Here is a 25,054-nt window from a genome sequence, read left to right as displayed (position 1 = left end):
CGCTCCCAGGGAGATACTGCCTTATGGATGTGTTGACCGGGCTGCTGGATGGGGCTCGCGCCCGTGGGGCCTTTCTGTTGCGGTCGGTGCTCGATCCGCCCTGAGGGCTTCGGATTCAGGACGGGTCGCCGCTTTCGCTCATCACTCTTGTCAAAGGGGAAGCGTGGATCTGGCGGGACGGTGAGGCGGACGCCCGGATCGGGGTCGGGGATGTCGCTGTGGTCAGCGGCGTTCAGCCGTACGACATGGGAGACCGGACCGGGCGCCCCGCGCAAGTGATCGTCCATCCGGGGCAACGCTGCGAAGCAGCGGATGGCACGGAGATGCGCATGACCGGGCAAGGGGTGCGGACCTGGGGCGCGGCGCCGGACGGGGCCACCGTGATGATCAGCGGGACCTATCAGATGCACAGTGAGGTCGGGCGGCGGCTTCTCGGTGCGCTTCCGGGGGTTCTCGTGCGGCCGGCCGCGGCCGGTGATCAGGCTTTGATCGATCTTCTTGTCCGGGAGATGGGTGGCACCGCTCCGGCGCAGGATCTCGTGCTCGACCGGCTGCTCGATCTCACGCTCGTCTCGGTTCTGCGGTCCTGGCTGGCCTCGCCCGACGAGGGCAAGCCGGGGTGGCTGCGCGCTCAGGGCGACCCGGTGGTGGGTCCGGCTCTGCGTCTGATTCACGACGATCCGGCGTACGGCTGGACGGTCTCCACTCTCGCCTCGAAGGCCGGCGCCTCGCGTGCGGTCTTCGCGCGCCGCTTCACCGATGTCGTCGGGGAGCCGCCGATGTCCTACCTGGCGGGCTGGCGCCTCACGATGGCGGCCGACCTGCTGCGGCAGGGGGACGCGACGCTCGAGGCGGTGGCCCGCCAGGTGGGGTACGGCAGCGCGTTCTCGCTGAGCAACGCGTTCAAGCGGTTCTACCGGACCAGCCCGCAGGAGTACCGCCGGCGTGAGGTCACACCAGCAGCCGTGCCTTGATGGCGGCGATGTCGGCGTCGGTCAGGCGCAGGCCCTGCCGCAGGTAGTTGTCGAAGCTGCCGTAGATGTAGTTCACCTGGGCGAACGCGGCCCGCAGCCAGGACACCTCGACCGCGTCGGGGCGGCCCAGATAGGTGTTGCTGGCCAGGAAGTCCTGCTCGACAGTGGCCCGCGGCACGCCGAGCAGGGTGAGCAGCACGGCCGTGGCCCAGCCGGTGCGGTCCTTGCCGGCGCTGCAGTGGAAGACGAGGCCGCCGGGGTGGTGGCCCACGGCGTACAGCACGTCGTGGAAGGCGTAGTCGGCGCCCACGAAGTTGACCATGAACGGGTAGCCGATCGACTGGCCCAGGTCGGACGAGCCGGAGAACAGGCCGGCGGCGAGCGCGGCGGCCAGCGTGGCGGCCGCGTCCTTGTGGAAGCGCAGGCCGTGCGCGAGCGAGACGACGTCGGCGACCTGATAGGTGACGCCGGCCGGCACCTTGTCGGGCTCCTGCGAGCGCTCCGAGATGTTGCGCAGGTCGATGTCGAGGGTGATGCCGAGGCCGACGATGGTCTGCTGCTCGGCCGGGGTGAGGTTGCTCAGCTTGTTCGAGCGGAAGACGACGCCGGTACGGACCGTGTGGCCGTCCGCCGTCGTGTAGCCGCCGACGTCGCGGAAGTTGGCGGCCGAGGCGAGCCGGACATCGGCGTGGGCGGGGGTGGCGACGCCGCCCACGGCTACGGTGACGGCGAGGGCGGTGGCGAGGAAGGCACGACGCTTCATGCCGTTATCCAAAGCGCCCGAAGTGACGTCTTTCTATCTCTCAGGCGTCGTCCGCATGTCGATCGGCCGCCCGAGGGAGCGGCTGCGACCGCGGAACTCGGCCAGCACGACGCCGTCCGCCCGGGTGACCGTCACGTCGTACAGGCCGGAACGGCCCCGCCGGGAGCGCTCGACGGCGTGGGCCCGCAGGTGATCGCCGCGCCGACCCGGCTCGAGGAAGGTGATGTCGAAGCCGGCGGCGACGGTCACCTCCCCGTACGTGTTGCAGGCGACCGCGAACGCGGTGTCGCAGAGCGCGGCCAGCAGGCCGCCGTGCAACAGGTCGTAGCCGTTGACCATGTCGTCGCGGACCGTCATGGCGACGACGGCGCGGCCGGGGCCGACCTCCTCGAGCGCCATGCCCAGCGAGCGGCTGGCGTCGTCCTGGCTGAACATGTGCTCGGCGCCCCGGCGGGCCAGATCGGTCATCAAGCGCTGCCGGCGGCGGCCTGCTGGGCCTGCCACATGGCGATCTGGACGCCCACCACGAAGATCTGGATCGGCAGCGGCATGCCGGGCAGGTCGGCCTCGACCGTGCCGGACCAGGAGCTCGTACGGCGTAGCGAACCGACCTTGACCCCGGCCGAGAGCAGCTCCTGCTGGTTTCCCCACATCGAGGCGCGGCGGAACTCGTAGACGAGACCACCGGCGTGCACCGACCAGTTCTTGCGGCCGGCCCGCTCGACGTGGGCGACCTGGTTGCCGGCCTGGTCTAGCATCGTGAACCGGCTGCCCCAGGCGTTCGACCGCACGGTGAACCGATGGCCGTCCACCTCGAAATCGCCGCCGGAGCGCCACCACGACGGGTCCCACTGGGCGACCTCACGGCCGTCGGCGACCATCCTGTACTGGCCGCGCCACAGGCTTTTCTTCTCGGCGGTCAACATGCCCCGAGGTTAGACGGGCCGCGCCAGGACCGCATGACCGTTCGGCCCGCGCGCAGTGACCGGTCGGCTCCCAGCTATGTTGATCGCCGCGATTTCAGAACGGGGATATAGAGCATGAAAATCCGACTTATCACTGGCGTCTCGGTCGTCCTGGCAGCGTCGCTGGCGCTGACCGCGTGTGGCGGCAAGAGCGAGACGTCCACCGGCGGCGACACCAAGGCGGCGCCGGCCTCCTCCGCGCCCGCCGCGAACCCGCTCGACGCGCTCACCGGCCAGCAGATCCTCGACAAGTCGCGGGCCGCCCTCAAGTCGGCGAAGTCCTACCACGTCGCGGGCAGCATGGTCGACGAGGGCGCGAAGGTCACCCTCGATCTCAAGATCGCGGGCAGCGACGTGTTCGGCTTCTTCGCGATGAAGGAGGGCAAGATCGAGCTGCTCTCCGTCGGGAAGGACCGCTACTTCCGGCCCAACGCCGGCTTCTGGGCCGACCAGCTCGGCGCCCAGGGCAAGACCCTGGCCAAGGTCATCGGCAAGCGCTGGGTCAAGATCGACCCGAGCGACAAGGACACCGCCTCGATGTTCGACATCACCAACATGTCGGACATCCTGGAGCCCGAGGGCGCGGTGGAGAAGACCACCGTCAAGCAGATCGACGGCAAGCCGGCCCAGGGGCTGAGCGACTCGGTCGACGGCAAGGGCGGCGCCCTCTTCGTGGCGGCCGAGGGCGAGACCTACCCGCTGCGCCTGGAGGGCCCGACGCCCGCCGACGGCAGCCTGGCCTTCACCGAGTACGGCAAGACCTTCGCCGAGATCAAGGCCCCGGCCGCCGCCGACGTCTTCGACATGAAGAACTACGGCAAGTAGCCTCAGCCGACCCGCGTGATCACCGCGCGGCGGATCAGGAACTTGCCGGGCTCGCGGACCTGCTCGAAGGCGGCGTTGTTGAGTAGGACGCAGCTGCCGGAGGTGGTCTCCACCTTCACGGTGATGCTCTTGTTGTTGTCGAGGTTGGTGACCTTCAGGACCGTGCCGAGCGGGAAGGTGCCGCTCGACGCGAACGGCGCGCCGGCCTCGCCCGACAGGGTGACGGTCGAGCCCTTGCAGACGACCTCGCCGGCCCCAGCGGCCGGCGGGGTCGCGGGCTTGGTGGGGGCCTTGGTGGGAGCCTTCGTGGTCGGGGCCACGGTCGGCGCGGCCACCGGCACCTCGGCGGCCACGTCGGCGGTGCAGCCCGCGACCTGGCGCCGCTGGTTGATCAGGTCGACGACGGCCTGCCGGTTGGCGATGCGCGCCTCCGACTGCGCGTCGGGCGCGGCCCGCTGGCCGGCGATGAACTGAAGGTTCTGCCGCAGCGCCTGGTCGAGGCCGGCGCAGTTCTCCCCCGCGCTGCTCAGACCGGTGCCGACGGCGAACGCGCCGCCCGCGAGCACCACCGCCGACGCTCCGAGGATCACTTTGCGGGACACCTTGCTTCGCCGGCGGATCGGGTACATCTTCTTACTCCTCAGTAGTGCGGACCGTCTCGATCCACAACTACGAGCGCTGGTTCGCAGAGGATGAAAACCGAACCTTAAATATCCTTAACAGGGTCCATCATCGATGTATGAGCAGGCGAGCGGTCGCTGTCGTGGCACTGGCCTTCCTGTTGCCCGCCGCCCCGGTGCACGACCCGTTCCGCGGCGGCGAGGTCGCCAACCACTCCCCCTGGTACGTGCGGATCTCCCACTTCCCGGCCGAGACGTGGCTGCGGCCGTACGAGCTCTCGGCCCAGTTCCTGCCCTTCCGCGACACCGACGCCTTCGAGGCCCCCGCCAACTGCGTGACCACCGTCGTCACCTGGATCGGCCCGATCACGCGGGGCCCGTTCCGCTACGACCGCCTCGGCCGGGACGGCCTGTGGATCCCGGTCGCCAACACCCAGGCCGTCGACGTCATCGCGATGAGGTGCTGATCCGCTCCCATGCCGCGCCGATCGTCCGCGCCGCGAAGTCGGCCAGCTCCTCGCGGCCGAAGTCGCGGCGGCTGGCGACCCATCCGGCCGTCTCGCTGAGCCCGGGCCGCAGCGACTGCTCCGACAGGAAGCGCCGCAACTCCCGGCCCACCTCGTCCCGCCGCGCCGACGACAGCCTCCCGGCCAGCTCGGCCACGGCCCGGAACGCCCGCGGGACCACGATCAGCGCGTCGCTCTCGGGGAAGCGGACGCCCTCGAAGTCCGTACCGTCGAACTCCGCGTAGTGAAAATCATCCGATGAAAACACCACATTTCGTAGTACGGAGGGATGGACGCGGCCGAGGAAGCGCACATCGCGCAGCCTTCCCGTGAACCGGCAATCCTCGAACACGCACCCGGTGAACTCGACCCGGCCCAGCGCGGGAAAGGTGACATCCCGGAAGAGCGTGCGCTCGGCCGAGAAGCGTGACATCCCGGCCCGCGTCAGATCGACCCGCTCCCACCGGGCGCCGGCGACGAAGACATCGCGCAGCGTGGCGCGCACCATCGTCGAGTCCGTGACGGAGCCGCGCAGGATCACCGTGCGCGAGAGGTCGGCGCCGTCGAACCGGCACCGGTCGAAACGGACGTCCTCGTAGGTGACGTCCGACAGGTTCCGCTGCCCGAAATCGACCCCATCGTGCTCCATGCCCGGTGAGCCTAGGTGTGATCGTCGCTGCACTTGCGCTCCAACGGGTTAGAAGGGGTGGCCCCCGGGGAAGTCGTGCCCGATGATCGCCTGGGGGGAAAACGATGAACACGAGCTTGGATAGACGTAGGACCGCCGTCCGGCAGCGGCAACTGCTGATCGCGCTGGAGCAGTGGGGTCCGGAGTACGTGGGCCGGGTGACCCAGGCCACCGACGACGAGATGGCGTGGCTGAAGAAGCACGGAGTTCCGAGTACGACCGTGCGCGGCGCCGCCGAGTGGGACGAGATCCGCCGCGTGCGGGGGCAGCAGGCCAACGCGGCCGCGAGCGCGGCCTTCAGCTCCGGTGACTATGCGCGGGCCCGCGACTTCGTCGACGAGGCCCGGGTGTACGGCGCCGTCCGTGAGACCGAGTGGCAGCAGCTGCACGAGTTCATCGACAGCAAGGCCGGCCCGGAGGCTGCGACGGACATTCCGGCTGCCGCCTGACATTACTTAGCTTTAGGCTTTCGCTGCCGAATTTTCCCTTCATGAAGGGAGCCTGGGCCCTCGCGGCCGCCGTCGCGGAGATCGTGCTGATCGTGCTCGGCATGCGTGCCGGGTTCCCGTGGCCACTGGTGTGGGCCCCGGCCGTCGTCGCGCTCGCGCTGGCCGTCGCCGCGTTCCGCGCTGTCGCCGCCACGAGCACGGGCGCCCTGCGGACGTTCTGGCGCCGCCTCGCCGTCGCCATGGGTTTCGTGCTGGTGGCGGCGCTGAGCCAGGTCGCCGACCTGGCCACGGTGACCTGGTCCGGCATGCCGCCGATCGGGGCCAGGACCCTTCTGCTGTACGTGGTGGGCACCGTTCTCGCCATCTCGGCCCTGCTCCGCCTGCCGAGCGGGGGCCGCAGCTGGCGGCAGGTCACCACGGCCGTCCTCGACGTCGCCGTGGTGGCGGTGACCGCGGGCATCGCCGGTTCGGGATATCTGGACTGGTTCATCGACAAGTTCGGCGTCGGCGTGGCCGCCTGGTGGCTGAACATCGCGATGATGGCGATCGCGGTGGCCGGCGTCACGGTCGTCGTGAAGATCATGTCGGCCCGGCAGAGCCCGGTCCCCCGCGCCGCCCTGTGGTGGCTGGCGCCGATCGGCATCGCGGGCCCGCTCTCCACGCTCCTGATGACGCTGCTGCTCCCGTGGCCGCACCTGAACGGCAGCGCCGCCGTCCTGCCGTTCGTCGGCCTGTTCGGCGTCCTGGCGGCGCGGCGGGCCGCGGGCGGCGCGGCCCGGGTGCGCCCGTCGGCGCGGCCGCGGCACGGCACCGCGATCCCGCTGGTGGCCACCGGCCTGACCAGCGTTCTGCTGGCCGCGATGTACCTGCGCGAAGGACACCTGAGCACGGCCCAGGTCGCCGGCACCACGGTGCTGCTGCTCCTGGTGGTGGCCCGCCAGGCGGTGGTGCTGGCCGAGAACGCCACGCTGCTGGGCACGGTCGAGCACCGGGCCGCGCACGACGACCTGACCGGCCTCTACAACCGCCGCCACTTCACCGAGGCGGTGGGTGACCACACCGTCGTGCTGATCGACCTGCGGGAGTTCCGCGCCATCAACGACGGCCTCGGCCCCGAGGCCGGCGACGCCCTGCTGATCGCCTTCGCCGACCGCCTCACGGCCCTGGCCGGCCCCGGCGCGGTGGTGGCCCGCCTGGGTGGCGACGAGTTCGGCGTGCTCGTGTCCGGCTCGGACTTCGCTGAGCGGCTGGTCGCGGCGACCGCGGAACCGCTGCGGGCGGCCGGGCACGACATGATCGTCGAGGTCTCGGTCGGTATCGGGGACGATTACCGGGAGGCCGAGATCGCCCTGCGTGAGGCGGCCGGCGGTCGGGTGGTCCGGTACGACGCGTCGCTCGAGCGGGAGCTGCGCCAGCGGGCCACGCTCGCCGCCGATCTGCGCCGGGCGCTGAGCCAGGGCGAGTTCCACCTGCTCTACCAGCCGGTGGTCACGCTGCCGCACGGCGAGATCTACGGGGTGGAGTCGCTCGTGCGCTGGACCCTGCCCAGCGGCGAGGTCGTCTCCCCGGCCGACTTCATCCCGGTCGCCGAGGACACCGGGCTCATCCTCGAGCTCGGGGCCTGGATCCTCGACACCGCGTGCGCCCAGGCCGCGGCCTGGCCCGGCCTGCACTCGGTCGCGGTCAACGTCTCGGCGCGGCAACTGCTCGACCCGGCGTTGCCCGATCTGGTGGCTTCGGCGCTCGCCCGTCACGGCGTACCACCGAAGCAATTGACCCTGGAGATCACCGAGACGGCGGTCTTCGGCGGCGGGCGCGCGCTGGCCACCGTCAAGGCCCTGTCGGCGCTCGGCGTCAGCATCGCGCTCGACGACTTCGGCACCGGGCACTCGTCGCTCGGCCTGCTGCGCACCTGCCCGGTCGACGTCATCAAGGTCGACAAGTCGTTCGTCGACGGCCTCGGCGGCGCGCCCGAACAGGAGGCCGTCGTCACCGCCCTGACCGGCATCGCCCGCACGATGGGCCTGCGCACCGTGGCCGAGGGCGTCGAGACCGCGGCCCAGGCCCAGCGGCTGTACGAGCTCGGCTATCGCCACGTCCAGGGCTTCCACTTCGCCCGCCCGCTGCCGGCTCCGGCCGTCAGCGACCTGCTCGCACAAGATCAGCGGGCTGTCGCTTAGGCGCCAGCACGATGAGGGCCACCCCGGCCGCGATCACCGCGGTGGCCAGGATCGTCCGCGCGGTCAGCGGCTCGCTCAGGATCCACCAGCCGAGAAGAACGGCCACGACCGGATTCACGAACGCATAGGTTCCGGCGATGCGCGGATCGGTGTGGTTCCGCCGGTGCCGCCGCCCTCGCCCGAGCTGGTGGCGGCGCTGCACCGGGCCGCCGCGCGGGGAGCCACGGTGGCCGCGCTCTGCACGGGCGCGTTCACCCTGGCCGCGGCCGGGCTGCTCGACGGGCGCACGGCGACAACCCATTGGGCGTACGCCGGCGATCTCGCCGCCCGCTACCCGGCCGTGACGGTCGACGCCGACCGGATCTACGCGGTGGACGGCACGATCGCCACCAGCGCCGGGGCGTCGGCCGCGATCGACCTGTGCCTGCACCTGATCCGCCGCGACCACGGCGCCGACGTGGCCAACCGGGTCGCCCGGGAGATGGTCGTGCCGGCCCACCGCAGCGGGGGCCAGGTCCAGTTCTCCCGGCGGCCGGTGATCCCGAACGATCCCGGTCCGACCCTGGCCGAGGTGCTCGACTGGGCGGCCGACCACCTGGACGCCGACCTGTCGGTGACCGCGCTGGCGGGCCGGGCCGCGATGTCACCGCGCACGTTCATCCGCCACTTCACGGCGGCGACGGGCGCGACCCCGGCCGCGTGGGTGCGCGAGCAACGGGTCCGCCGCGCCGAGCAGCTGCTGGAGCGGGCCGACGCGACGATCGCCGCGGTGGCCCGCCGCTGCGGTTTCGGCAGCCTGGACACATTGCAACGGCACTTCCGCCGGACCCGGGGCGTCAGCCCCGAGGCCTACCGGGCGGCTTTTCGCCAGCGGTAGGCTTCCGCTCAACTAGCGGGCACAGGCCTACCGGGCGGCTTTTCGCCAGCGGTAGGCCTCAGCTCAGCTCGCGGGCGCGGGCTCCGGGGCGGCGGTCGCGGGCGGGAACGTCTGTCCCAGCGCGATGGCGGCGGCATGGAGGTAGGCGCGGTCGCCGCTGGCTACATATTGCGCGCGCAGGCGGGCGGCGATCTCGTTCGCGGTGGCCGAGCGGGAGTCGGCGTCGATTGTCCTGAACATGGTCACACTTTCTCGATCAGATCGGACCATGATGCTCGGTTGAACCCTTCCCGACATCGGCCGAAACGGTGATGGTCAACAAGACCAACGGCCGATACGGCGCGGGCGGTAAAACTCTGATCACGGCCTGAGAACGAGCCGCCGACTTCGGCGGTGACGGCCCTCAGGAGGCCGACGCGCGATAGATGTCCCCGATCGCCTTGTCGAGCACCTCGTTGAACTCGGCGTCGCTCTGGTCGCGGCGCAGATCCTGGGTGAGCGCCCGCGAGAAGCTGGCGATCAGCCCGTGGTTGCGGGCCAGCCGCTCGTCGGCCTCCTCCTGCGTATATCCACCGGAGAGCGCGACGACGCGCAGCACCTTGGGCTCCGCGATCAGCCCCGCGTAGATGTCGTCCTGGCTCGGAATCGACAGCTTGAGCATCACCTGCCGCCCGTCCGGAACCTCCGTCAGCCGCTCGACGATGCCGGCCAGCAGCAGCTCCTCGGCCGCCGCCTTGCCGTCGCTGTGGATGTCGACCTCGGGCTCGATGATCGGCACCAGCCCCGCGTCCAGAATCCGTACGGCGTACTCGAACTGCTGGTCGAGCACGGCCGCCACGCCCCCTTTGCCGGGCGCGGCGATGAACGACCGCATCTTCGTCCCGAACACCTCCCGGCGCACGGCCCGCTCGAGCAGCCCGTCGAGCCGCGTGAACGGCTTCATCAGCCGCACGCCGTCCTTCTCCGCGGCCAGCCCCTCGTCCACTTTCACAAAAGGCACGACCTGCTTGCGACCCCAGAGGTACGCCGGAACGCCCACCCCGTCGACATCACGATCCATCGTCTGCTCGAACAGGATCGCCGCCAGCACCCGATCCCCGCCGAAGGCCGGCGCCGAGATGATCCGCTGCCGGAACTCGTGCATGAGATCGAACATCTGATCATCGTCCGTGTACGCCGACTCGGGCACCCCGTACTGCGCGAGCGCCTTGGGCGTGCTCCCGCCACTCTGGTCGAGCGCCGCGAGAAATCCGGCCCCCGACCCCACCTTGGCCAGCTGCTCCTGATTCATCTCCCGATCCTGCCACCGCCACCATGCGAACGTCATCGAAGGTTCACGATGCATCGATAGCTTCCCGGCATGACCCGTCGAGTTCTGACCCTCGTCGCCGCGGTGTGTGCGCTGCTCACGCTCGCCCCCGCCGCCGCACAGGCCGGCGACCGGCACGCGGTTCGCCCGTTGCCGCGCGCCCACGCCCACAACGACTACGAGCACGAGCGCCCGCTCGCGGACGCGCTGTCGCACGGCTTCACCAGCGTCGAGGCGGACATCTACCTCGTCGGCGGCGAGCTGCTGGTCGGCCACGACCCGGAGGACGTCGTTCCCGGCCGGACGTTGCAGAGCCTCTACCTCGACCCGCTGCTGCGGCGTGTCCGGGCGAACCACGGTCACGTCTATCGCGGAAGCGACCGATCGGTGCAACTGCTGGTCGACATCAAGAACACCGGGGCGGCGACCTATACCGAGCTCGACCGGGTCCTGCGGCGCTACCGGAGCATGCTGACGACGTACACCAATGGCCGGGTTTTCGAAAATGCCGTGACCGTCGTCATCAGCGGGGACCGGCCGCGCGATCTGATGGCCGCGCAGCGGGTCCGGTACGCCTTCTACGACGGCCGCGCCGCCGATCTGAACACCGGTGCGCCGGCGAGCCTCATCCCGCTGATCAGCGACAACTGGACCAACCTCTTCACCTGGCAGGGCGCCGGCCCCATCCCGGCCGGGGAGCGCGCGAAGCTGCGACAATTCGTCCGCGACGCCCACGCGAACCGGCAGCGCGTACGTTTCTGGGCCACCCCGGACGTCGCCGGCCCGGAACGCGAGGCGGTCTGGCGTGAGCTGGTCGCCGCCGGTGTCGACCACATCAACACCGACGATCTGGCCGGGCTCGAGGCGTTCCTGCGCCGGACGGCGTACGCCAAGGCGGCCTGAGACGCGGCATCATCGACGGATGTGGCGGAACCAGGATGCGAACTGGGATCTGTGGCCGGTGCCCGACTATCTGGACGAGATCTACCGCGAGGTGCGCCCGGACGACGACGCGGTGCTGGTGCACCACAGCGCGTTCTACCGGCGCTTCCCGCCCGGCCACTTCGGACGGTCGCTGGAGCTGGGCGCGGGCCCGAACCTCTACCCGTTGATGGCGGCGGCCGCGGTCAGCCGTGACATCGAGGTCGTGGAGCCGAGCGCGGCCAGCGTCGCCTATCTGGAGTCCCAGTTGCGCGACGGCCCGGAGGAGAGCTGGCAGCTGTTCTACCGCCGGTGCCGTGAGCTTCAACCGGCGTTGCCGGCCACGCTGGGTGAGGCGCTCGCCCGGGTGCGGCTGCGCCGCGGCGGCGCCGGCGACCTGAAGCCCGGTGACTACGACCTGGCCTCGATGCACTTCGTCGCCGAGAGCGCCACGGAGAGCCCGGACGAGTTCCGGCAGCTCTGCCACGCCTTCGCGGGCGCGGTCCGGCCGGGCGGCCGGCTGGTGGCCGCGTTCATGGAGAACATGGGTCGCTATCGCATCGGCGACGGGCCGTACTGGCCGGGTCTTCCGGTTGACGCGGCGGTCGTACGGGACGTCTTCGCACCGGTCACGGCGGAGCTGACGGTGGAGCGCGTCGACTCGGCGCCGATCGGTGAGGGCTATGAGACGACCGGGATGGTGCTGTTGACCGCCCGTACGTGAAAAGCCGCCGGGCAGTGACGCCCGGCGGCTTTCCCGTCGATCAGGACTGGATGAACTCCAGCAGGTCGGCGTTGATGACCGACGCCTGCGTGGTGGGCATGCCGTGCGGGAAGCCGGCGTACGTCTTCAGCGTGCCGTTCTGCACGAGCTTGGCCGAGAGCGGGCCCGAGTCGGCGTACGGGACGACCTGGTCGTCGTCGCCGTGCATGACCAGCACCGGAACCGTGATCTTCTTGAGGTCCTCGGTGAAGTCGGTCTGCGAGAACGCGACCACGCCGTCGTAGTGGGCCTTGGCCCCGCCCATCATGCCCTGGCGCCACCAGTTCTGGATGATGGCCTCGATCGGCTCGACACCGTCACGGTTGAAGCCGTAGAACGCGGTGGCCGGCAGGTCACGGTAGAACGCGGACCGGTTGGTGGCCACCTGCTCCTGGATGCCGTCGAAGACGCTCTTGGGCAGGCCACCCGGGTTGGCCTCGGTCTGCACCATGATCGGCGGCACGGCGCTGATCAGCACGGCCTTGGCGACGCGCGACTCACCGTGCCGGCCGATGTAGTGCGCGACCTCGCCCCCACCGGTCGAGTGCCCGACGTGAACAGCGTCGCGCAGGTCGAGGTGAGCGGTCAGCGCGGCCAGGTCGTCCGCGTAGTGGTCCATGTCGTGCCCGTCGGCCACCTGCTCCGAACGACCGTGCCCCCGCCGGTCGTGGGCGATGACCCGGTAGCCCTTGCTGAGGAAGAACATCAGCTGCGCGTCCCAGTCGTCGGACGACAGCGGCCATCCATGGCTGAAGACGATCGGCTGGCCCGACCCCCAGTCCTTGTAGAAGATCTGGACACCGTCGGTGGTGGTGATGAAACCCATGGTCCCCCCTCAAACGTTGCTTGCATCGTCAACGTATGCCGCCGACCTGTGGCACACGACCAAACCGCGATGAACAAATGCGTGCCCTCCATCACGCGACCAGTCATCCGACAGATGACGCGCCTCCCCACCTCACGTCGGCACAAAATGGTCAACCGGGCACGTTCTGCCGAAAATCACGCCCTCGCCAGAGAGTGGGATACGCACGTGCAGGCGTTGACACCGCGGCGGCGAACCGGTCCGATGGCGGCGTGAAGGCCGTCACCTACACACGCTATGGCGGGCCGGACGTTCTGCGTCTGGCCGACGTGCCCGCGCCGGTTCCGGGCGATCGGGAGGTTCTGATCCGGGTGCGGGCGGCCGAGGCGACCAAGTCCGACTGCGAGTTCCGGAGCTTTCGGTACTCAGTCAAATGGTTCTGGCTTCCGCTGCGGATCGCGATCGGAGTCGTACGCCCGCGGCGTCCCGTCCTGGGCATGTATTTCGCCGGCGAGGTGGAGTCGGTGGGCGGGCGGGTGACCCGCCTGTCGCCGGGCGATCAGGTCTACGGCTGCACCGGCCTTCGCATGGGCGCTTACGGTGAGTTCCTCGTCCTTCCGGAACGCGCCGCCGTCGGGCCCAAGCCACGGAACCTGACGTTCGCCGAGGCGGCCGCCGTTCCGCTGGGTGGGCTCAACGCCCTGCATTTCATGCGGCGCGCGCGGATCGCGCCGGGTGAGCAGGTGCTGATCAACGGGGCCGGCGGCAGCATCGGCGCCCACGCCGTGCAGATCGCCTGCTCGATGGGCGGGCGGGTCACTGCGGTCGACCACGGCATCAAGCAGGATTTCGTACGCCGGCTCGGTGCCGGCGATTTCGTGGACTACACCACCGGCGATGTGAGGGCCCTGGGCCGGAAGTTCGACGTCGTCTTCGACATGGTCGCCGGGAGCTCTCTCGTCGATCTGCTCCGGCCGGGCGGGCGCTATCTCCACGGCAACCCGCGCCTGTCGATGCTGTTGCGATCGGCGCTGAGCAGGACCGTGACGGTGGCCTTCGCCTCGGAGACGAGCGAGGGCCTGGCCACGCTCACGGAGATGATCGAGGCGGGTGAGATCCGGTCGATCGTCGACCGGGTCTACCCGATGGCCGAGGCGGCCGACGCTCACCGCCGGGTCGAGACCGAGCAGCGCCTCGGCGCAGTCGTGATCACCCTTGATGGGGAGTGAGAACGAGATCCAGGAGGGTGCGGACGCCGAAGCCCGTGGCCCCGTCGATGGAGGCGTCCCCCTTCCAGGCCGGGCCCGTCATGTCGCAGTGCACCCACGGGACCGACGGCGGCACGAATTCTCCGAGGAACAACGCGGCGGTGATGGCACGGCCCGAGTCGTGCAGCGGGTGGTTCCGTACGCCGTACGGCGTGCGGACCTGGTCGATGTAGCGCTCGTCGTACGGCAGCCGCCACATCGGCTCGCCGGCGCGGGACGCGGCGGCCAGGAAGCGGGCCACCGCGTCGTCGTCGCGGCCGAAGACGGCGGCGATCTCCGGGCCGAGCGCGATCTCGGCCTGGTAGGTCAGCGTGGCCAAGTCGATCAGCAGGCCGGGTGACAGGGACGCGGCCAGCGCCAAGGCGTCGGCCAGAATGACCCGGCCCTCGAAGTCGGTGTCGAGGATCTGGATCTCGGTGCCGTTCCAGGCCGTCACCACGTCGCCGGGGCGGGCCGCGCCCGGGCCGGGCAGGTTCTCGGCGAACGGCAGGACGGCCGTGACCGGGACCGGGCAGCCCGCCGCGGGCAGGGCGGCCATGACGGCCAGGACCGTGGCCGCCCCGGCCACGTCCATCCGCATCGACTGCATGGCGGCCGGCGACTTCAGGGAGAGGCCGCCGCTGTCGAACGTGATGCCCTTGCCGACCAGAGCGACCTCGGGAGAGCCACCTAGATAGTCGAGCCGGACCATCCGCGGCGCGTTGGCCGAGCCGCCGCCGATGGCCGACAGGGCGCCGAAATCCGCCGCGTCGAGCACCGTGACGGTCAATCCGGGAAGGGACGACGCCCACGACGCGGCGGCGGCCGGGGTCAGCACGTTCGGTGGGGCGCTGGTCAGGAGCCGGGCCAGCGCGACCGCGTCGCCGGCCGTTCCGGACGAGGTCACCGCATCGATGGCCGTTTCGATTTCCGCCCGGCGATCGCGCTTCGCGAAGACAGTCATGGCCGCAGTCTGTCGGCCCGCCCGGGAAGCCGATCGTGCGCGAAGCACGCAGCGGCGGGGCGCGGCTAGGCCCCGCGCACACTTGCCGCACACCGCCCTTCCCTAGCTTGCGAGGACCGATCGAGGGAGAGCAGATGGGGCGGTATCGAGTAGCGATGGACATCGGTGGCACGTTCACCGACGTCGTGACGTACGACCAGGAGAGCGGGACGTTCGCGGCCACCAAGGCGTCGACCACACCGGGCAACCTCAGCGAGGGCGTGCTGGCCGGGCTCGGCGCGGTGGTCGAGGAGCCGTCCGGCATCGACTTCCTGGTGCACGGCACGACCCAGGGCCTCAACGCGTTCCTGGAGCGCCGGGGCGTGCCCGTGCTGTTGCTGGGCACCGCGGGCGTGGAGGACAGCTACCACATCGCGCGCGGCCCGCGGACCCGGCTGTACGACCTGCACTACCGCAAGCCGACGCCGCTGGTGCCGCGCCGGGACGTGGTCGGCATCGGCGGCCGGATCGCGGCCGACGGCACCGAGCTGGCGCCCCTGGACGAGGACGCGGTGCGGCGGGCGGCCCAGCGGGTCACCGGTGCCGTCGCCATCGCGTTCCTGTTCAGCTACAAGAACCCGGCCCACGAACTGCGGGCCCGGGAGATCCTGCACGAGGAGCTGGGCGAGGACGTCACGGTCTCGGTGTCGCACGAGGCGGCGAAGGAGTGGCGGGAGTACGAGCGGACGTCGTCGGCGGTCGTCGAGGCGTACACCGGTCCGATCGTCCGCCGTTATCTTCTCGACCTGGAAGGGCGGCTGGAGAGCCGAGGGCTGCGGGTGCCGCTGCACGTCATGCAGTCGTCGGGCGGCATCCTGACCGCCGAGTCGGCCCGCCGCCGCCCGCTGCAGACGCTGCTCTCGGGGCCGGTCGGCGGGGCCATCGCGGGCGCCGAGCTGTCCCGGCAGACCGGGCGGCCGCACCTGATCGGCGTGGACATGGGCGGCACCAGCTTCGACGTGTCGCTGATCGTCGACGGCGAGCCCGATGTGTCGGCCGAGGCGCAGCTCGAGGGCCTGCCGATGCTGATGAGCGTCGTCAACATCCACACGGTCGGCGCCGGCGGCGGCTCGGTGGCCTGGGCCGAGGCCGGTGGCCTGCGGGTGGGGCCGCGCAGCGCGGGCGCCCGGCCTGGTCCGGCCTGTTACGGCCGCGGCGGCACCGAGCCGACCGTGACCGACGCCAACCTGGTGCTGGGCCGCATCGACCCGGACGGCTTCGCCGGTGGGCAGATGACGCTCGACACCAAGGCGGCCGAGACGGCCGTGGACGGGCTGGCCGAGGTCTTCGGCATGACCACGCAGGCGATGGCCGAGGGCATCTGCGACGTCGCCAACTCCAAGATGGCGCAGGCGATCCGGACCATCACGGTGTCGCGGGGCATCGAGCCGCGCGAGTCGGCCCTGGTCGCCTTTGGCGGGGCCGGCCCGATGCACGCCGTCTTCCTGGCCCGCGAGCTGGGCATCGCCGAGACGATCGTGCCGCGCTTCCCGGGCGCGTTCTCGGCCTGGGGCATGCTCCAGACGCGGATCCGGCAGGACTGGACCGAGCCGTACTTCTATCTCGACCAAGACCTCAACACTTCGGATATGTCCGAAACGCTCCGACGCCTGGAGAAGGCCGGACTCGAAACACTCGGCAATGAGGGCGTTTCGTCCGACAAGCGCAGCGCGAGCCATGCGGTCGACATCCGCTACGCCGCGCAGGAGTACACGCTGACCGTGCCGCTGAACAGCGCCGACGAGCCGACTGACGATGATTTCCTCACCAACGTCGCCCAGCGTTTCGCCGATCTGCATAAATCCCGCTATGGCCACGCCAATTTGGGCGCTCCGATCGAGTTCGTCGCGCTACGCACCGCCGCCTTCGGCGATCTCGGTCGCCCCGAGCCGCAGAAATGGCCCGCCGCGCCCACAGTGGACTTCCCGCACGACATCCGGCCCGTGATCTTCGATGGCGACACAACGGACACGATCATCGTCCGCCGCGACGATCTCTTCGTCGGCCACACCTTCGAGGGCCCCGCGGTGGTGGTGGAGGACACCGCCACCACGGTCGTGCCGCCCGGCTACACCGTAAGCGTCGACGACATCGGCTCGCTTGTGATCAGGAAGGACGAGGACGCATGATCGACCCGGTTACCGTGGAGATCATCCGGAACGCGCTCAACGCGGCCGCCGATGACATGAACGCCACGCTGATCCGTTCGGCGTACACCCCGATCATCTATGAGTGCGGCGACTGCGTGGTCGCCCTGCTCGACGCGAACCACCAGGTCCTCGGCCAGTCGGCCGGCCTGCCGATCTTCCTGGGCAACCTGGAGACCTGCACCCTGGCCACCGAGGAGCGCTTCGGCCGCGAGGTGTGGCAGCCGGGTGACGTGTGGATCCTCAACGACAGCTATCTGGGCGGCACCCACCTCAACGACGTCACCATCTTCGGCCCCGTCTTCGTCGACGAGACGCTGGTCGGCTTCACCGCGAGCCGCGCGCACTGGATCGACGTCGGCTCCAAGGACCCCGGCGGCTCGATGGACTCGATCTCGATCTTCCAGGAGGGCCTGCGGCTCGGCCCGCAGAAGCTGGTCTCGGGCGGGAAGGAGGAGCGCGCGGTCATCGACACGATCGGCACCAACGTGCGTTTCCCCTATCCCACCACCGGCGACATGCACGCCATGATGGCCTGCATCCAGATGGGCGAAAGGCGACTTCAGGAGATCGTACGCCGGTTCGGCCTGGACGTTCTCGAAGCCGCCCGCGACGAGATCTTCCACCAGACCGAGCTCCTGGAGCGCGCCGTCATCGCGAAGATCCCGGACGGCGTCTACACGGCCGAGGGCGTGCTCGACAACGACGGCGTCGACCTGGACACCCCGATCCCGATCCGCCTGCGGATCACCGTGGCCGGCGAGGAGATCGACTTCGACGTCACCGAGTCGGCCGACCAGACCGTGGGCCCGGTCAACTGTGGCGTCTCGCAGGCCGTCTCGGCCCTGCGCGTGGGCTACAAGCTGCTGGTGAGCCCGGATCTGCCCGGCAACGGCGGCTCGTTCCGGTCGATGACCACCCAGGTCCGTGAGGGTTCCGTGCTCGGCGCGCGGTCGCCGGCCGCCTGCCAGTGGTACTTCTCGCACCTCGGCCTGCTCATCGACATGGTGGCCCGGGCGCTCGCGCCGGCCCTGCCCGACCAGGTCGCCGGTGCTTCGCACGGCGATTCGATGATCATTCTGAGTTCCGGTACGGATCCCCGGGTGAGCCGCGACTTCGTCAGCCTCGAGGCCACTGTCGGCGGCTGGGGCGCCTGGAACGGCTCGGACGGCGAGAGCGCCCTGATCAACAACGTGAACGGCTCGCTCAAGGACATCCCGATCGAGGTGCACGAGACGCGCTATCCGTGGCGGATCACCGAATACCGGATCCGCCCCGACTCGGGCGGCTCGGGCCGGTGGCGTGGCGGCAACGGCGTCGTCCGCGAGTACGAGGCGCAGACCGACATGTCGGTGTCGCTGTGGTTCGAGCGGTCGCGGCAGCCCGCCTGGGGCCTGTTCGGCGGCGAGGACGCGGTCGGTCCCGAGGTCGTGATCAATCCGGGCCGTGAGGACGAGCGGCGGATCTTGAAGATCAACGGCATGAAGATCAGGAAGGGCGACGTCGTCCGGTGTGCCACGGGCGGCGGGGGCGGATACGGCGACCCGACCGAGCGGTCGGCCGACGACGTCCGCGCCGACGTGCTCGACCGCAACATCACGGCGGAGACGGCTCGCTCCCGCTACGGGATCGGTCCAGAGTAGATCGGTCCAGCGTAGATCGGTTCCACAGCGTCGTCAGGGCGTAGCAGAGCACGTGCAGGGCCAGGCGCTGGCCCGGTTCGTCGTAGGTCAGGCCGAGTTGCCGGGCCCGCGCGAGCCGGGCCAGCACCGTGTTGCGGTGCACGCCCAGCTGCCGCGAGGCCTGGCTCAGCGATCCGCCCGCGTCGAGCACCGCGAGCACTGTCTGCACGAGCGGCGCCCGGTCGCGGGCCGCCATCAGCTCGGCCAGGGTCAGGTCGGCCACCTGGGCGATCTCGGTGGTGGGCAGCCAGGCCAGCGAGGCCGCCGCACCCACCTGGTCGAACCACTGCACCGACCCGGCTCCGGACTCGCGGGCCACGTGGGCGGCCAGCCGGGCCTCGGCCACCGAGCGCATCAGCCCGCCGACCCCCTCGTGCGCGCGGCCCACGCCGAGCACGAGCCGGTGGGCCACGGCCGAGTCGCGAAAGCCGGTCAGGGCCCGGCGCAGCGCCGCCACGTCGTCCGGGTCGGCGCCGCTGTGCCAGGAGATCCAGCCGTCGCCCTCGGCGATCAGCGGCCAGATGCTGTGCCCGCGCTGCCAGGACGCGCGGATCAGATAGGTGACCTCGTCCGACGGCTCGCCCTCGGGCCGTACCGGCGCGAGCCAGACCGCGCGGTTGTGCAGGCCGACCTGCCAGCCCAGCTCGGCCGCCCAGCTCGGCGCCTCGTCGCCCTCGACGCGGCGCAGCAGCTCGAAGGCGGCCTGCTCGTGCGCGGCCCGGGCCGCCGCGTCGAGCCGGCTGCGGGCCCAGGCCGCCTGCAACGACGGGCGGGCCAGCCGCAGCAGCGAACCCACCTGGTCGACCGCGGCCGGTCCGGGCACCGGCACCGCGGCCACCATCCGGGCCGCCGACCGCTCCCCCGCCGCGTGCACCTCGACCTCGATCTGGCGCACCTGCGGCCGCTCGGCCAGGGCGGCCGCCTGCCCGGCCACCACCACGTCGCCCACCACCAGGGCCACCGGCACGCCCTGCAACTCCCGGTTGAGCACGCCCAGGACGCCCCGGATGCCGGTCTGCTCGGCCAGCTGCTCGGCGATCCGGGCCTGGCGCTGGGCGCGGGCCGCGGCGGGCGCGCTGACCTGACCGGCGAGCTGGAGGGCGACCTCGATCGGGTCGTCGTCGATGACGATCAACGACATGGCCAGCCGCTCGGCCAGGGCGGCGCTGGAGGCGCCGGCCACCGTGCGGGACACGACCACCGCCGACAGGTTGCGCTCCCAGGCCAGGTGCAGGGCCGCGGCCAGCGACCAGCCGCCGGTGGCGGCCTCGTCGTGCAGCACCACCAGCTCGTGCGGCAGGCAGTGCCGGAGCCGGTCGAACGTCTCGGCCAGCACCACCTGCTCGACCGCGCGGGACGGGTCGGCCAGGTGCAGCTCGGCCCCGGCCAGCGGCCGCACCCGGGCCAGCTCGCCGAGCGTGATGGGCAGGCCTCTCATCGGCGCCTCGGGTGTTCCAGCGGGATTCCGTGCGAGCTCAGGCCGACCATCTCCATTCCCTCCGGTGAGTACCAGACCGCGTCGGCCGGCGTGACCAGCACGTCGATCAGATCGCCCGGTTCCAGGCTGTCCAGCGTGGCCAGGGCGCCCCGGGACACGTCGAGCAGGCACATCAGGTCGGGCGCGCCGGCGATCAGGGCGCCGTCGGCGAAGACGGCCACGATCTCGCTGCGCAGCTCGATGCGCACCTGCCGGCCGAGCCCGCCGGTCTCCTCGACCACGAGGCTGGACGGGTGGGCCGGGATGGTGACGTCGTTCTGGCGGCTCAGGTGCTCGAGCTCGGCGATGCGCCCGCGGGCGATCCGCCGGCAGCCGGTGATGGCGCCGAGCCGGGTCACCAGCACCTCGGGGTCGGTCGTCTCCAGGAGCACGCGGCCCACGTTGGTGATCCGGGACATGGTCCCCGGCAGCGCGGCCCGGCGCAGGGTTCCGGCGTCCACCGGATAGGCCGCGAGCGCCGCCCACCCGCCGACCGTGTCGACGTTGGCCCGCAGCATCCGGTCGGCGCGCGGCCCGGAGAGCACCTCGACGAGCACGCTCTCGCCGGTCGGGCCGACCGCGGCCAGCGGGGTCGGTGACACCCCGGCCAGGTGCATGGCGGTGTGGTGGATCAGCGCGAAGGTGCGGCCCATCCCGTCCGCGTCGAGCAGCGGCACGCCCAGCTGCGCGGCCGTCACGACCGGGACCAGCGCGCTGATGGTGGCCGCCGCGAGGGGATAGACGGCGCCGAACTTCACCTTCTGCAGGCGCTCGATCTGGCGTACGGCCAGCACGAACTCGTCGCCGGCGGGCGGCAGGTCGGCCATGGCCGACCCGGAGCCGAGCACGCACACCGACACGCAAGGGGTGTCCGGCGCGACCGACTCGACGCGCATGAGTGGCACCGGCCCGTTGCGTTCGAGGAGCCCGGCCAGCCACGACGTGACCGACGAACGCCCGGCGTCGCCGACGGCCGGAGAATAGAACTTGGCCCCCTCATAGAGGGCGGGCACGTCCTCGGCGCTGATCGAGGCCATCGCGCCCAGGTAGCCCGCGCCCCCGCTCATCGGCCGGCCAGGGTGTCGTCGGGGGCGCCGGCCACCCGTACGCGGATCCGCACCGTTCCCGAAGGGCTGTACGGGACCGCGACCGTGGAGATCTCGGCGATGTGGGTGGTGCCGGGGGCGGCGCCGTTGGCCATGACCATGGCCGTGGCCCGCTCCTCGACGTCGCGGCGGACGCGTTCCAGCTCGTCGGCCGACTCGATGAAGGCGACCTCGTCGAGCCACGAGGCCGGGCGGGCGATGGCCGCGCCCACACAGGCCAGCAGGTCGGGGTTCTCGGCCAGCACGAGCGGCACGTCGGCGCCGCGTGAGGTCTCGCGGGGCTGCGGGGTGAGCGCGGCCGTCGGCACCACCAGCTCGGTGCCGAGACGCGGCTGCTCGGCCAGGCGGACCACGGCCAGGCGGTGCCGCACCTCGCCGGCCACGTCCTGACCGTCGCGGCGCAGCAGCACCCGGCAGTCGTCCAGGCCGGCCAGATGGGCCGCCCCGCACAGCTCGAGCGCGTCGGTCGCGCCGAACGCCATGACCGGGGTGACCCGGATGCGCGACGGCGTGCTGTAGCCGCCGTCGCCGCGGGCCACCCGCAGGCGTACCTCTCCGGGAAGTCTGGCCAGGGTGCGCTCGCAGCGGTCGAGCAGCCGCTCGGTCAGCGCGGTGAGCGCGCAGTCGAGCACCACCGTCGCCTCCCTGGCGGTCAGTCCCTGGCCGCCGTAGTCGCTGGCCACCGAGATGCGGGCCCCGGGCACGGCGGCCTGGATCGCGTCGGCCACCTCCCGCTCGTGGGCGGGCTTGGCCTGCGAGCCGGCCGCGACCACGGCCACGTGCCGGATGCCGGTCTCGGCCAGCCCGGCGGTGACCGCGGCGAGCGCGGCATGGTCAAGCGGAAGCAGTTCGTTGCCGAGCAGGTCGTGGCCGCCGCCGACGGTCCACCGGCCGGCCACCCGGCGCTCCACCACCTCGGCCGGCGAGCGGGCCAGGACCGGGTCGGTGGCGGCGCGCGGCACGATCCGCACCACCGCCACCGGCGGGATGTCGCTTTCCGGGCGCAGCAGCGTGTCGAGCAGCACCGGGGCGATGTCCACGGTCACGGCGTCGGCCCCGCCGGGCGCCAGCCGCCGGGCAGCCGCGACCGCCGCCGCGATGACCCCGTCGGCGTCGGTGCGGGCCGGCGCCACCGGCTCCACGGGCACCGCCGTGGAGCCGTGGACCACCGCCGCGTACGCCCTCTCCGGCCGTAGCGAGACCCCGATGGTTGGTGCCGACATTGCGACAGCCTACGTCGCTATCGTGTGCGTTTCCGCAGCCAGCGGTCCATGGTCACGGCGAACAGGATGAGGCAGCCCTGCAGCACCTGTTGATAGATGGTGTCCCAGCCGAGCAGGTTGAAGCCGTTGCCGATGAGGGTCAGCAGCAGCGCGCCGACGATGCCGCGCCAGACCGCGCCCTCACCACCGAGGATGCTGGTGCCGCCCACGACCGCGGCCGCGATGGCGGTCAGCTCCATGCCGGTCGCCATGGTCGACTGGGCCGAGCCGGCCCGGGAGGCCAGGATCAGCCCGGCCAGCGCCGAGCAGACGCCGCTGATCACGAAGGCCGACACGTGGATCGAGCCGACCCGGATGCCGGAGAGCCGGGCCGCCTCGGCGTTGCCGCCCACCGCGTACAGCCGGCGGCCGAAGGTCGTGCGGGCCACGATGACGCCGATGGCCGCCACGACCACCACGAACACGATGGTGGCGGAGGTCAGGCCGAACAGCGACGGCCAGGTCAGCATCCCGAAGTCCTCGGCCTGGGTGGCCAGCGGATAGACGATGGCGCCGCCGGTCACCATCACGGCCAGGCCTCGATAGACGAGGCTGGTGGCCAGGGTGCCGACGAACGAGTTGACGCCGCTGCGGGTGACCACCATGCCGGTGATGAAGCCGAGCAGGGCGCCCGCCGCCACGGCGCCGGCGAAACCGACGTACACGTTGGTGACCTTGACGATCTGCACGCCGATGATCGCGGACAGGGCCAGCGTGGCGCTGGCCGTCAGGTCGAAGACGCCGCTGACGATGCAGACCGTGGCCCCGACCGCGAGCAGGCCCAGCACGGCCGTCTGATCCAGCAGGTTGACGAGGTTGGCGCTGGTCAGGAACGTGTCGGTGCTGACCGACAGGGCGATGACGATGACCACGAACGCGGCCACGATGCCGTAGTCGCGCAGCCGGAAGGCCAGGCTCGACACCCCCGCCGCGGGTGGGGGTTTGGTAACCGCTTGGGGGGATACGCCGACGCTCACGTGGAAACCTCCTGATCGCCGAACGCGGCTGAGATGACTGTCTCGGGGGTGGTGCCGCGCGGAAACTCCCCCACCGGCTTGCCGTGCCGCAGCACGAGGACCCGGTGCGACAGGGCGAGCAGCTCCTCGATCTCCGAGGACACGCAGACGACCGCCATGCCGTCGCGGGCCAGATCGGTGATGAGGTGGTGGATCTGGGTCTTGGCGGCCACGTCGACACCGCGGGTCGGCTCGTCGATGAGCAGCACCCGGGGCTCACGGAGCAGCCACTTGGCGAACAGCGCCTTCTGCTGGTTGCCGCCGGAGAGCGTCTCGATGGCAGCGGCCGGGTTGGCCGCCCGGATGTCCACGGTCTTCGAGATCTCGCCGACCGCGTCCCGTTCGGTCTTCCTCTGCACGAACGGGCCGACCCGGCGGCCGGGCAGCGACGACAGGGCGACGTTCTCGGCCACCGAGCGCACCATCACCAGGCCCTGCTCCTTGCGGGACTCGGGCACCATGGCCACACCGGCCGCCATCGCGTGCCGGGGTGCGTTCTTGATGACCGTGCCGTCGATCTCGACCACGCCGTCGGTGGCCTTGTCGGCGCCGAAGAGCAACCGCAGGGTCTCCGTACGGCCGCTGCCGACCAGGCCGGCGATGCCGAGAATCTCCCCGGCCCGCACCTCGAGGTCGACGCCCTGGACCAGGCCGCGGCGCAGGCCACGGGCGCTGAGCACGACCGCCGCGCCGTCCGGCACGGGGTCCGGGTCGGGATAGAGGACGTCGATCTCGCGGCCCACCATCTGGGCGACCAGGTCGCGCGGCGAGGTTTCTCCGGCTTGGCCCGTACGGATGAGGTTGCCGTCCCGGAGCACGGTGACCCGGTCGGCCACGGACAGCACCTCGTCGAGGAAGTGCGAGATCAGGATGACCGTGGTGCCGCTCGCCGCGAGCCGCCGGATCAGGCCCAGCAGGTTCTCCTTCTCGTGCTCGCTGAGCACGGCCGTAGGCTCGTCCAGGGCGAGCACCCGGGCCCCGCGGGCCAGCGAGCGCAAGATCTCGACCTGCTGCTGCACGCCGATCGGGAGCCGGTCGACCCGCTCGGCCGGGTCGACCGTGAAGCCGGTCAGCTCGATCAGCTCGGCCAGCCGGCGCTTGTCCCGCCGGGCCCGGATCCAGCTGCCGCGCTGCGACCACTGGGCCAGGAAGACGTTGTCCAGCACGGAGAGCGCCGGCACGAGCGCGCCCTCCTGCGAGATCAGGCTGACCCCGTGGGCGATCGCGTCGCGCGGGCTGGCGATGCTGACCCGCTCGCCGTCGAAGCTGATGGTGCCCTCGTCGGCCCGGATCGCCCCGCCCAGGATCTTCAGCAGCGTGCTCTTGCCGGCGCCGTTCTCGCCGACCAGGCCGTGCACCTCGCCCGGCGCGATGTCGAGGTCGACGCCGCGCAGGACGGAGACACCGCTGTAGCTCTTTCCGATGCCCCGCACCGAGATGGACGGGGCCCGGTTGACGTCGGTGGTCAT

25 protein-coding genes and 1 pseudogene are annotated in these 25,054 nt (G+C 71.2%); 11 read left to right on the top strand and 15 right to left on the bottom strand.

Annotated elements, in window-relative coordinates; translation table 11 throughout:
* Positions 1-23: 23 nt before the first annotated feature.
* Positions 24-974, top strand: a pseudogene (locus ACQP2X_RS16485) (AraC family transcriptional regulator).
* On the opposite strand, the gene ACQP2X_RS16480 reads toward ACQP2X_RS16485, so the two are convergent.
* Genes ACQP2X_RS16480 through ACQP2X_RS16470 form a run of 3 tightly spaced genes read right to left on the bottom strand, consistent with a single transcriptional unit; the run spans position 952 to position 2,663 of the window.
* Positions 952-1,737 carry a tyrosine-protein phosphatase gene (locus tag ACQP2X_RS16480; RefSeq protein WP_498697876.1) on the bottom strand — a complete coding sequence of 262 codons (786 nt, stop codon included), beginning with the start codon at positions 1,735-1,737 and terminating at the stop codon, positions 952-954. The pseudogene ACQP2X_RS16485 and the gene ACQP2X_RS16480 sit on opposite strands and share 23 nt — an antisense overlap.
* Positions 1,738-1,770: 33 nt before the next feature.
* The gene (gene paaI / locus ACQP2X_RS16475; protein ID WP_498697874.1) at positions 1,771-2,205 is read right to left on the bottom strand and encodes a hydroxyphenylacetyl-CoA thioesterase PaaI; all 435 of its coding nucleotides are present in this window, start codon (positions 2,203-2,205) and stop codon (positions 1,771-1,773) included.
* On the bottom strand, positions 2,205-2,663 hold the full coding sequence (locus ACQP2X_RS16470; RefSeq protein WP_498697872.1) for a hypothetical protein: 459 nt from the start codon (positions 2,661-2,663) through the stop codon (positions 2,205-2,207). Before ACQP2X_RS16470 ends, paaI begins: the two co-directional genes overlap by 1 nt.
* Positions 2,664-2,777: 114 nt before the next feature.
* On the opposite strand from ACQP2X_RS16470, the gene ACQP2X_RS16465 reads away from it, so the two are divergent.
* Complete coding sequence (locus ACQP2X_RS16465; RefSeq protein WP_498697870.1) at positions 2,778-3,527, top strand: hypothetical protein; 750 nt, start codon at positions 2,778-2,780, stop codon at positions 3,525-3,527.
* A gap of 2 nt (positions 3,528-3,529) precedes the next feature.
* On the opposite strand, the gene ACQP2X_RS16460 is transcribed toward ACQP2X_RS16465, so the two are convergent.
* Positions 3,530-4,156, bottom strand: coding sequence for an SCO2207 family protein (locus tag ACQP2X_RS16460; RefSeq protein WP_498697867.1), 627 nt, complete (start codon positions 4,154-4,156; stop codon positions 3,530-3,532).
* Between the two features lie 110 nt (positions 4,157-4,266).
* On the opposite strand from ACQP2X_RS16460, the gene ACQP2X_RS16455 reads away from it, so the two are divergent.
* Complete coding sequence (locus ACQP2X_RS16455) at positions 4,267-4,614, top strand: hypothetical protein (protein ID WP_498697865.1); 348 nt, start codon at positions 4,267-4,269, stop codon at positions 4,612-4,614.
* On the opposite strand, the gene ACQP2X_RS16450 is transcribed toward ACQP2X_RS16455, so the two are convergent.
* Positions 4,595-5,302 carry a pentapeptide repeat-containing protein gene (locus ACQP2X_RS16450; RefSeq protein WP_498697864.1) on the bottom strand — a complete coding sequence of 236 codons (708 nt, stop codon included), beginning with the start codon at positions 5,300-5,302 and terminating at the stop codon, positions 4,595-4,597. The genes ACQP2X_RS16455 and ACQP2X_RS16450 overlap by 20 nt on opposite strands.
* Before the next feature lie 116 nt (positions 5,303-5,418).
* On the opposite strand from ACQP2X_RS16450, the gene ACQP2X_RS16445 reads away from it, so the two are divergent.
* Positions 5,419-5,790 carry a hypothetical protein gene (locus tag ACQP2X_RS16445; RefSeq protein WP_498697861.1) on the top strand — a complete coding sequence of 124 codons (372 nt, stop codon included), beginning with the start codon at positions 5,419-5,421 and terminating at the stop codon, positions 5,788-5,790.
* 41 nt (positions 5,791-5,831) lie between these two features.
* Entirely contained in the window at positions 5,832-7,970 is a 2,139-nt protein-coding gene (locus ACQP2X_RS16440; protein ID WP_498697859.1) for a putative bifunctional diguanylate cyclase/phosphodiesterase, read from the top strand.
* Here the strand turns inward: ACQP2X_RS16440 and ACQP2X_RS16435 are convergent.
* Positions 7,930-8,088 carry a hypothetical protein gene (locus ACQP2X_RS16435; protein ID WP_498697856.1) on the bottom strand — a complete coding sequence of 53 codons (159 nt, stop codon included), beginning with the start codon at positions 8,086-8,088 and terminating at the stop codon, positions 7,930-7,932. The genes ACQP2X_RS16440 and ACQP2X_RS16435 overlap by 41 nt on opposite strands.
* Positions 8,089-8,133: 45 nt before the next feature.
* Here ACQP2X_RS16435 and ACQP2X_RS16430 point away from each other — a divergent pair, with 45 nt between their 5' ends.
* Complete coding sequence (locus ACQP2X_RS16430) at positions 8,134-8,847, top strand: GlxA family transcriptional regulator (protein ID WP_498697854.1); 714 nt, start codon at positions 8,134-8,136, stop codon at positions 8,845-8,847.
* A 63-nt stretch (positions 8,848-8,910) separates the two neighbouring features.
* Here the strand turns inward: ACQP2X_RS16430 and ACQP2X_RS16425 are convergent, their stop codons facing one another.
* A complete protein-coding gene (locus ACQP2X_RS16425) occupies positions 8,911-9,087 on the bottom strand; it encodes a hypothetical protein (RefSeq protein WP_498697853.1) in 177 nt (58 codons plus the stop codon).
* A 163-nt stretch (positions 9,088-9,250) separates the two neighbouring features.
* Positions 9,251-10,138, bottom strand: coding sequence for a fructose bisphosphate aldolase (locus ACQP2X_RS16420; protein ID WP_498697851.1), 888 nt, complete (start codon positions 10,136-10,138; stop codon positions 9,251-9,253).
* Positions 10,139-10,207: 69 nt separating this feature from the next.
* Here ACQP2X_RS16420 and ACQP2X_RS16415 point away from each other — a divergent pair, with 69 nt between their 5' ends.
* Together ACQP2X_RS16415 and ACQP2X_RS16410 are read left to right on the top strand one after the other, a co-directional pair.
* Positions 10,208-11,059 (top strand): phosphatidylinositol-specific phospholipase C/glycerophosphodiester phosphodiesterase family protein, encoded by an 852-nt coding sequence (locus ACQP2X_RS16415; RefSeq protein WP_498697849.1) that lies wholly within the window; start codon positions 10,208-10,210, stop codon positions 11,057-11,059.
* A gap of 19 nt (positions 11,060-11,078) precedes the next feature.
* Entirely contained in the window at positions 11,079-11,801 is a 723-nt protein-coding gene (locus ACQP2X_RS16410; RefSeq protein WP_498697847.1) for a hypothetical protein, read from the top strand.
* A 40-nt stretch (positions 11,802-11,841) separates the two neighbouring features.
* Here ACQP2X_RS16410 and ACQP2X_RS16405 read toward each other — a convergent pair whose 3' ends face one another.
* Positions 11,842-12,666, bottom strand: a complete 825-nt coding sequence (locus tag ACQP2X_RS16405; RefSeq protein WP_498697846.1) for an alpha/beta fold hydrolase — start codon at positions 12,664-12,666, stop codon at positions 11,842-11,844.
* Positions 12,667-12,917: 251 nt separating this feature from the next.
* Here ACQP2X_RS16405 and ACQP2X_RS16400 point away from each other — a divergent pair, with 251 nt between their 5' ends.
* The gene (locus ACQP2X_RS16400; RefSeq protein ID WP_498697844.1) at positions 12,918-13,874 is read left to right on the top strand and encodes an NAD(P)-dependent alcohol dehydrogenase; all 957 of its coding nucleotides are present in this window, start codon (positions 12,918-12,920) and stop codon (positions 13,872-13,874) included.
* Here the strand turns inward: ACQP2X_RS16400 and ACQP2X_RS16395 are convergent.
* A complete protein-coding gene (locus tag ACQP2X_RS16395; RefSeq protein WP_498697843.1) occupies positions 13,855-14,856 on the bottom strand; it encodes a M17 family metallopeptidase in 1,002 nt (333 codons plus the stop codon). The two genes, ACQP2X_RS16400 and ACQP2X_RS16395, sit on opposite strands and share 20 nt — an antisense overlap.
* A 155-nt stretch (positions 14,857-15,011) precedes the next feature.
* Here ACQP2X_RS16395 and ACQP2X_RS16390 point away from each other — a divergent pair, with 155 nt between their 5' ends.
* Entirely contained in the window at positions 15,012-17,024 is a 2,013-nt protein-coding gene (locus ACQP2X_RS16390; RefSeq protein WP_498697841.1) for a hydantoinase/oxoprolinase family protein, read from the top strand.
* Positions 17,021-18,685, top strand: coding sequence for a hydantoinase B/oxoprolinase family protein (locus ACQP2X_RS16385; protein WP_498697840.1), 1,665 nt, complete (start codon positions 17,021-17,023; stop codon positions 18,683-18,685). Before ACQP2X_RS16390 ends, ACQP2X_RS16385 begins: the two co-directional genes overlap by 4 nt.
* Here the strand turns inward: ACQP2X_RS16385 and ACQP2X_RS16380 are convergent.
* From ACQP2X_RS16380 to ACQP2X_RS16360, 5 genes are read right to left on the bottom strand one after another with little or no spacing between them, the layout of a single operon-like run.
* Positions 18,639-20,162, bottom strand: a complete 1,524-nt coding sequence (locus ACQP2X_RS16380) for a PucR family transcriptional regulator (protein WP_498697839.1) — start codon at positions 20,160-20,162, stop codon at positions 18,639-18,641. The genes ACQP2X_RS16385 and ACQP2X_RS16380 overlap by 47 nt on opposite strands.
* The gene (locus tag ACQP2X_RS16375) at positions 20,159-21,268 is read right to left on the bottom strand and encodes an S-methyl thiohydantoin desulfurase family protein (RefSeq protein ID WP_498697837.1); all 1,110 of its coding nucleotides are present in this window, start codon (positions 21,266-21,268) and stop codon (positions 20,159-20,161) included. The genes ACQP2X_RS16380 and ACQP2X_RS16375 overlap by 4 nt, the downstream gene beginning before the upstream one ends.
* Positions 21,265-22,530, bottom strand: a complete 1,266-nt coding sequence (locus tag ACQP2X_RS16370; protein ID WP_498697836.1) for a hydantoinase/oxoprolinase N-terminal domain-containing protein — start codon at positions 22,528-22,530, stop codon at positions 21,265-21,267. The genes ACQP2X_RS16375 and ACQP2X_RS16370 overlap by 4 nt, the downstream gene beginning before the upstream one ends.
* A gap of 17 nt (positions 22,531-22,547) precedes the next feature.
* On the bottom strand, positions 22,548-23,546 hold the full coding sequence (locus ACQP2X_RS16365; RefSeq protein ID WP_498697835.1) for an ABC transporter permease: 999 nt from the start codon (positions 23,544-23,546) through the stop codon (positions 22,548-22,550).
* Complete coding sequence (locus tag ACQP2X_RS16360) at positions 23,543-25,054, bottom strand: sugar ABC transporter ATP-binding protein (RefSeq protein ID WP_498697833.1); 1,512 nt, start codon at positions 25,052-25,054, stop codon at positions 23,543-23,545. Before ACQP2X_RS16360 ends, ACQP2X_RS16365 begins: the two co-directional genes overlap by 4 nt.

The organism is Actinoplanes sp. CA-131856 (genome assembly GCF_050956135.1).
In the GTDB taxonomy this organism is placed as follows: Bacteria; Actinomycetota; Actinomycetes; order Mycobacteriales; family Micromonosporaceae; genus Actinoplanes.
This window is presented reverse-complemented; position numbering and strand designations above follow the sequence as displayed.

Excerpts from the sequence above, each read along its gene's own strand:
- ACQP2X_RS16385 (WP_498697840.1), top strand. The coding sequence starts at position 17,021 with ATGATCGACCCGGTTACCGTGGAGATCATCCGGAACGCGCTCAACGCG.
- ACQP2X_RS16415 (WP_498697849.1), top strand. The coding sequence starts at position 10,208 with ATGACCCGTCGAGTTCTGACCCTCGTCGCCGCGGTGTGTGCGCTGCTC.
- ACQP2X_RS16375 (WP_498697837.1), bottom strand. The coding sequence starts at position 21,268 with ATGAGCGGGGGCGCGGGCTACCTGGGCGCGATGGCCTCGATCAGCGCC.
- ACQP2X_RS16405 (WP_498697846.1), bottom strand. The coding sequence starts at position 12,666 with ATGGGTTTCATCACCACCACCGACGGTGTCCAGATCTTCTACAAGGAC.
- ACQP2X_RS16420 (WP_498697851.1), bottom strand. The coding sequence starts at position 10,138 with ATGAATCAGGAGCAGCTGGCCAAGGTGGGGTCGGGGGCCGGATTTCTC.
- ACQP2X_RS16410 (WP_498697847.1), top strand. The coding sequence starts at position 11,079 with ATGTGGCGGAACCAGGATGCGAACTGGGATCTGTGGCCGGTGCCCGAC.
- ACQP2X_RS16455 (WP_498697865.1), top strand. The coding sequence starts at position 4,267 with ATGAGCAGGCGAGCGGTCGCTGTCGTGGCACTGGCCTTCCTGTTGCCC.
- ACQP2X_RS16480 (WP_498697876.1), bottom strand. The coding sequence starts at position 1,737 with ATGAAGCGTCGTGCCTTCCTCGCCACCGCCCTCGCCGTCACCGTAGCC.
- ACQP2X_RS16370 (WP_498697836.1), bottom strand. The coding sequence starts at position 22,530 with ATGTCGGCACCAACCATCGGGGTCTCGCTACGGCCGGAGAGGGCGTAC.
- ACQP2X_RS16465 (WP_498697870.1), top strand. The coding sequence starts at position 2,778 with ATGAAAATCCGACTTATCACTGGCGTCTCGGTCGTCCTGGCAGCGTCG.
- ACQP2X_RS16380 (WP_498697839.1), bottom strand. The coding sequence starts at position 20,162 with ATGAGAGGCCTGCCCATCACGCTCGGCGAGCTGGCCCGGGTGCGGCCG.
- ACQP2X_RS16425 (WP_498697853.1), bottom strand. The coding sequence starts at position 9,087 with ATGTTCAGGACAATCGACGCCGACTCCCGCTCGGCCACCGCGAACGAG.
- ACQP2X_RS16450 (WP_498697864.1), bottom strand. The coding sequence starts at position 5,302 with ATGGAGCACGATGGGGTCGATTTCGGGCAGCGGAACCTGTCGGACGTC.
- ACQP2X_RS16470 (WP_498697872.1), bottom strand. The coding sequence starts at position 2,663 with ATGTTGACCGCCGAGAAGAAAAGCCTGTGGCGCGGCCAGTACAGGATG.
- ACQP2X_RS16440 (WP_498697859.1), top strand. The coding sequence starts at position 5,832 with ATGAAGGGAGCCTGGGCCCTCGCGGCCGCCGTCGCGGAGATCGTGCTG.
- ACQP2X_RS16395 (WP_498697843.1), bottom strand. The coding sequence starts at position 14,856 with ATGACTGTCTTCGCGAAGCGCGATCGCCGGGCGGAAATCGAAACGGCC.
- ACQP2X_RS16390 (WP_498697841.1), top strand. The coding sequence starts at position 15,012 with ATGGACATCGGTGGCACGTTCACCGACGTCGTGACGTACGACCAGGAG.
- ACQP2X_RS16460 (WP_498697867.1), bottom strand. The coding sequence starts at position 4,156 with ATGTACCCGATCCGCCGGCGAAGCAAGGTGTCCCGCAAAGTGATCCTC.
- ACQP2X_RS16360 (WP_498697833.1), bottom strand. The coding sequence starts at position 25,054 with ATGACCACCGACGTCAACCGGGCCCCGTCCATCTCGGTGCGGGGCATC.
- paaI (WP_498697874.1), bottom strand. The coding sequence starts at position 2,205 with ATGACCGATCTGGCCCGCCGGGGCGCCGAGCACATGTTCAGCCAGGAC.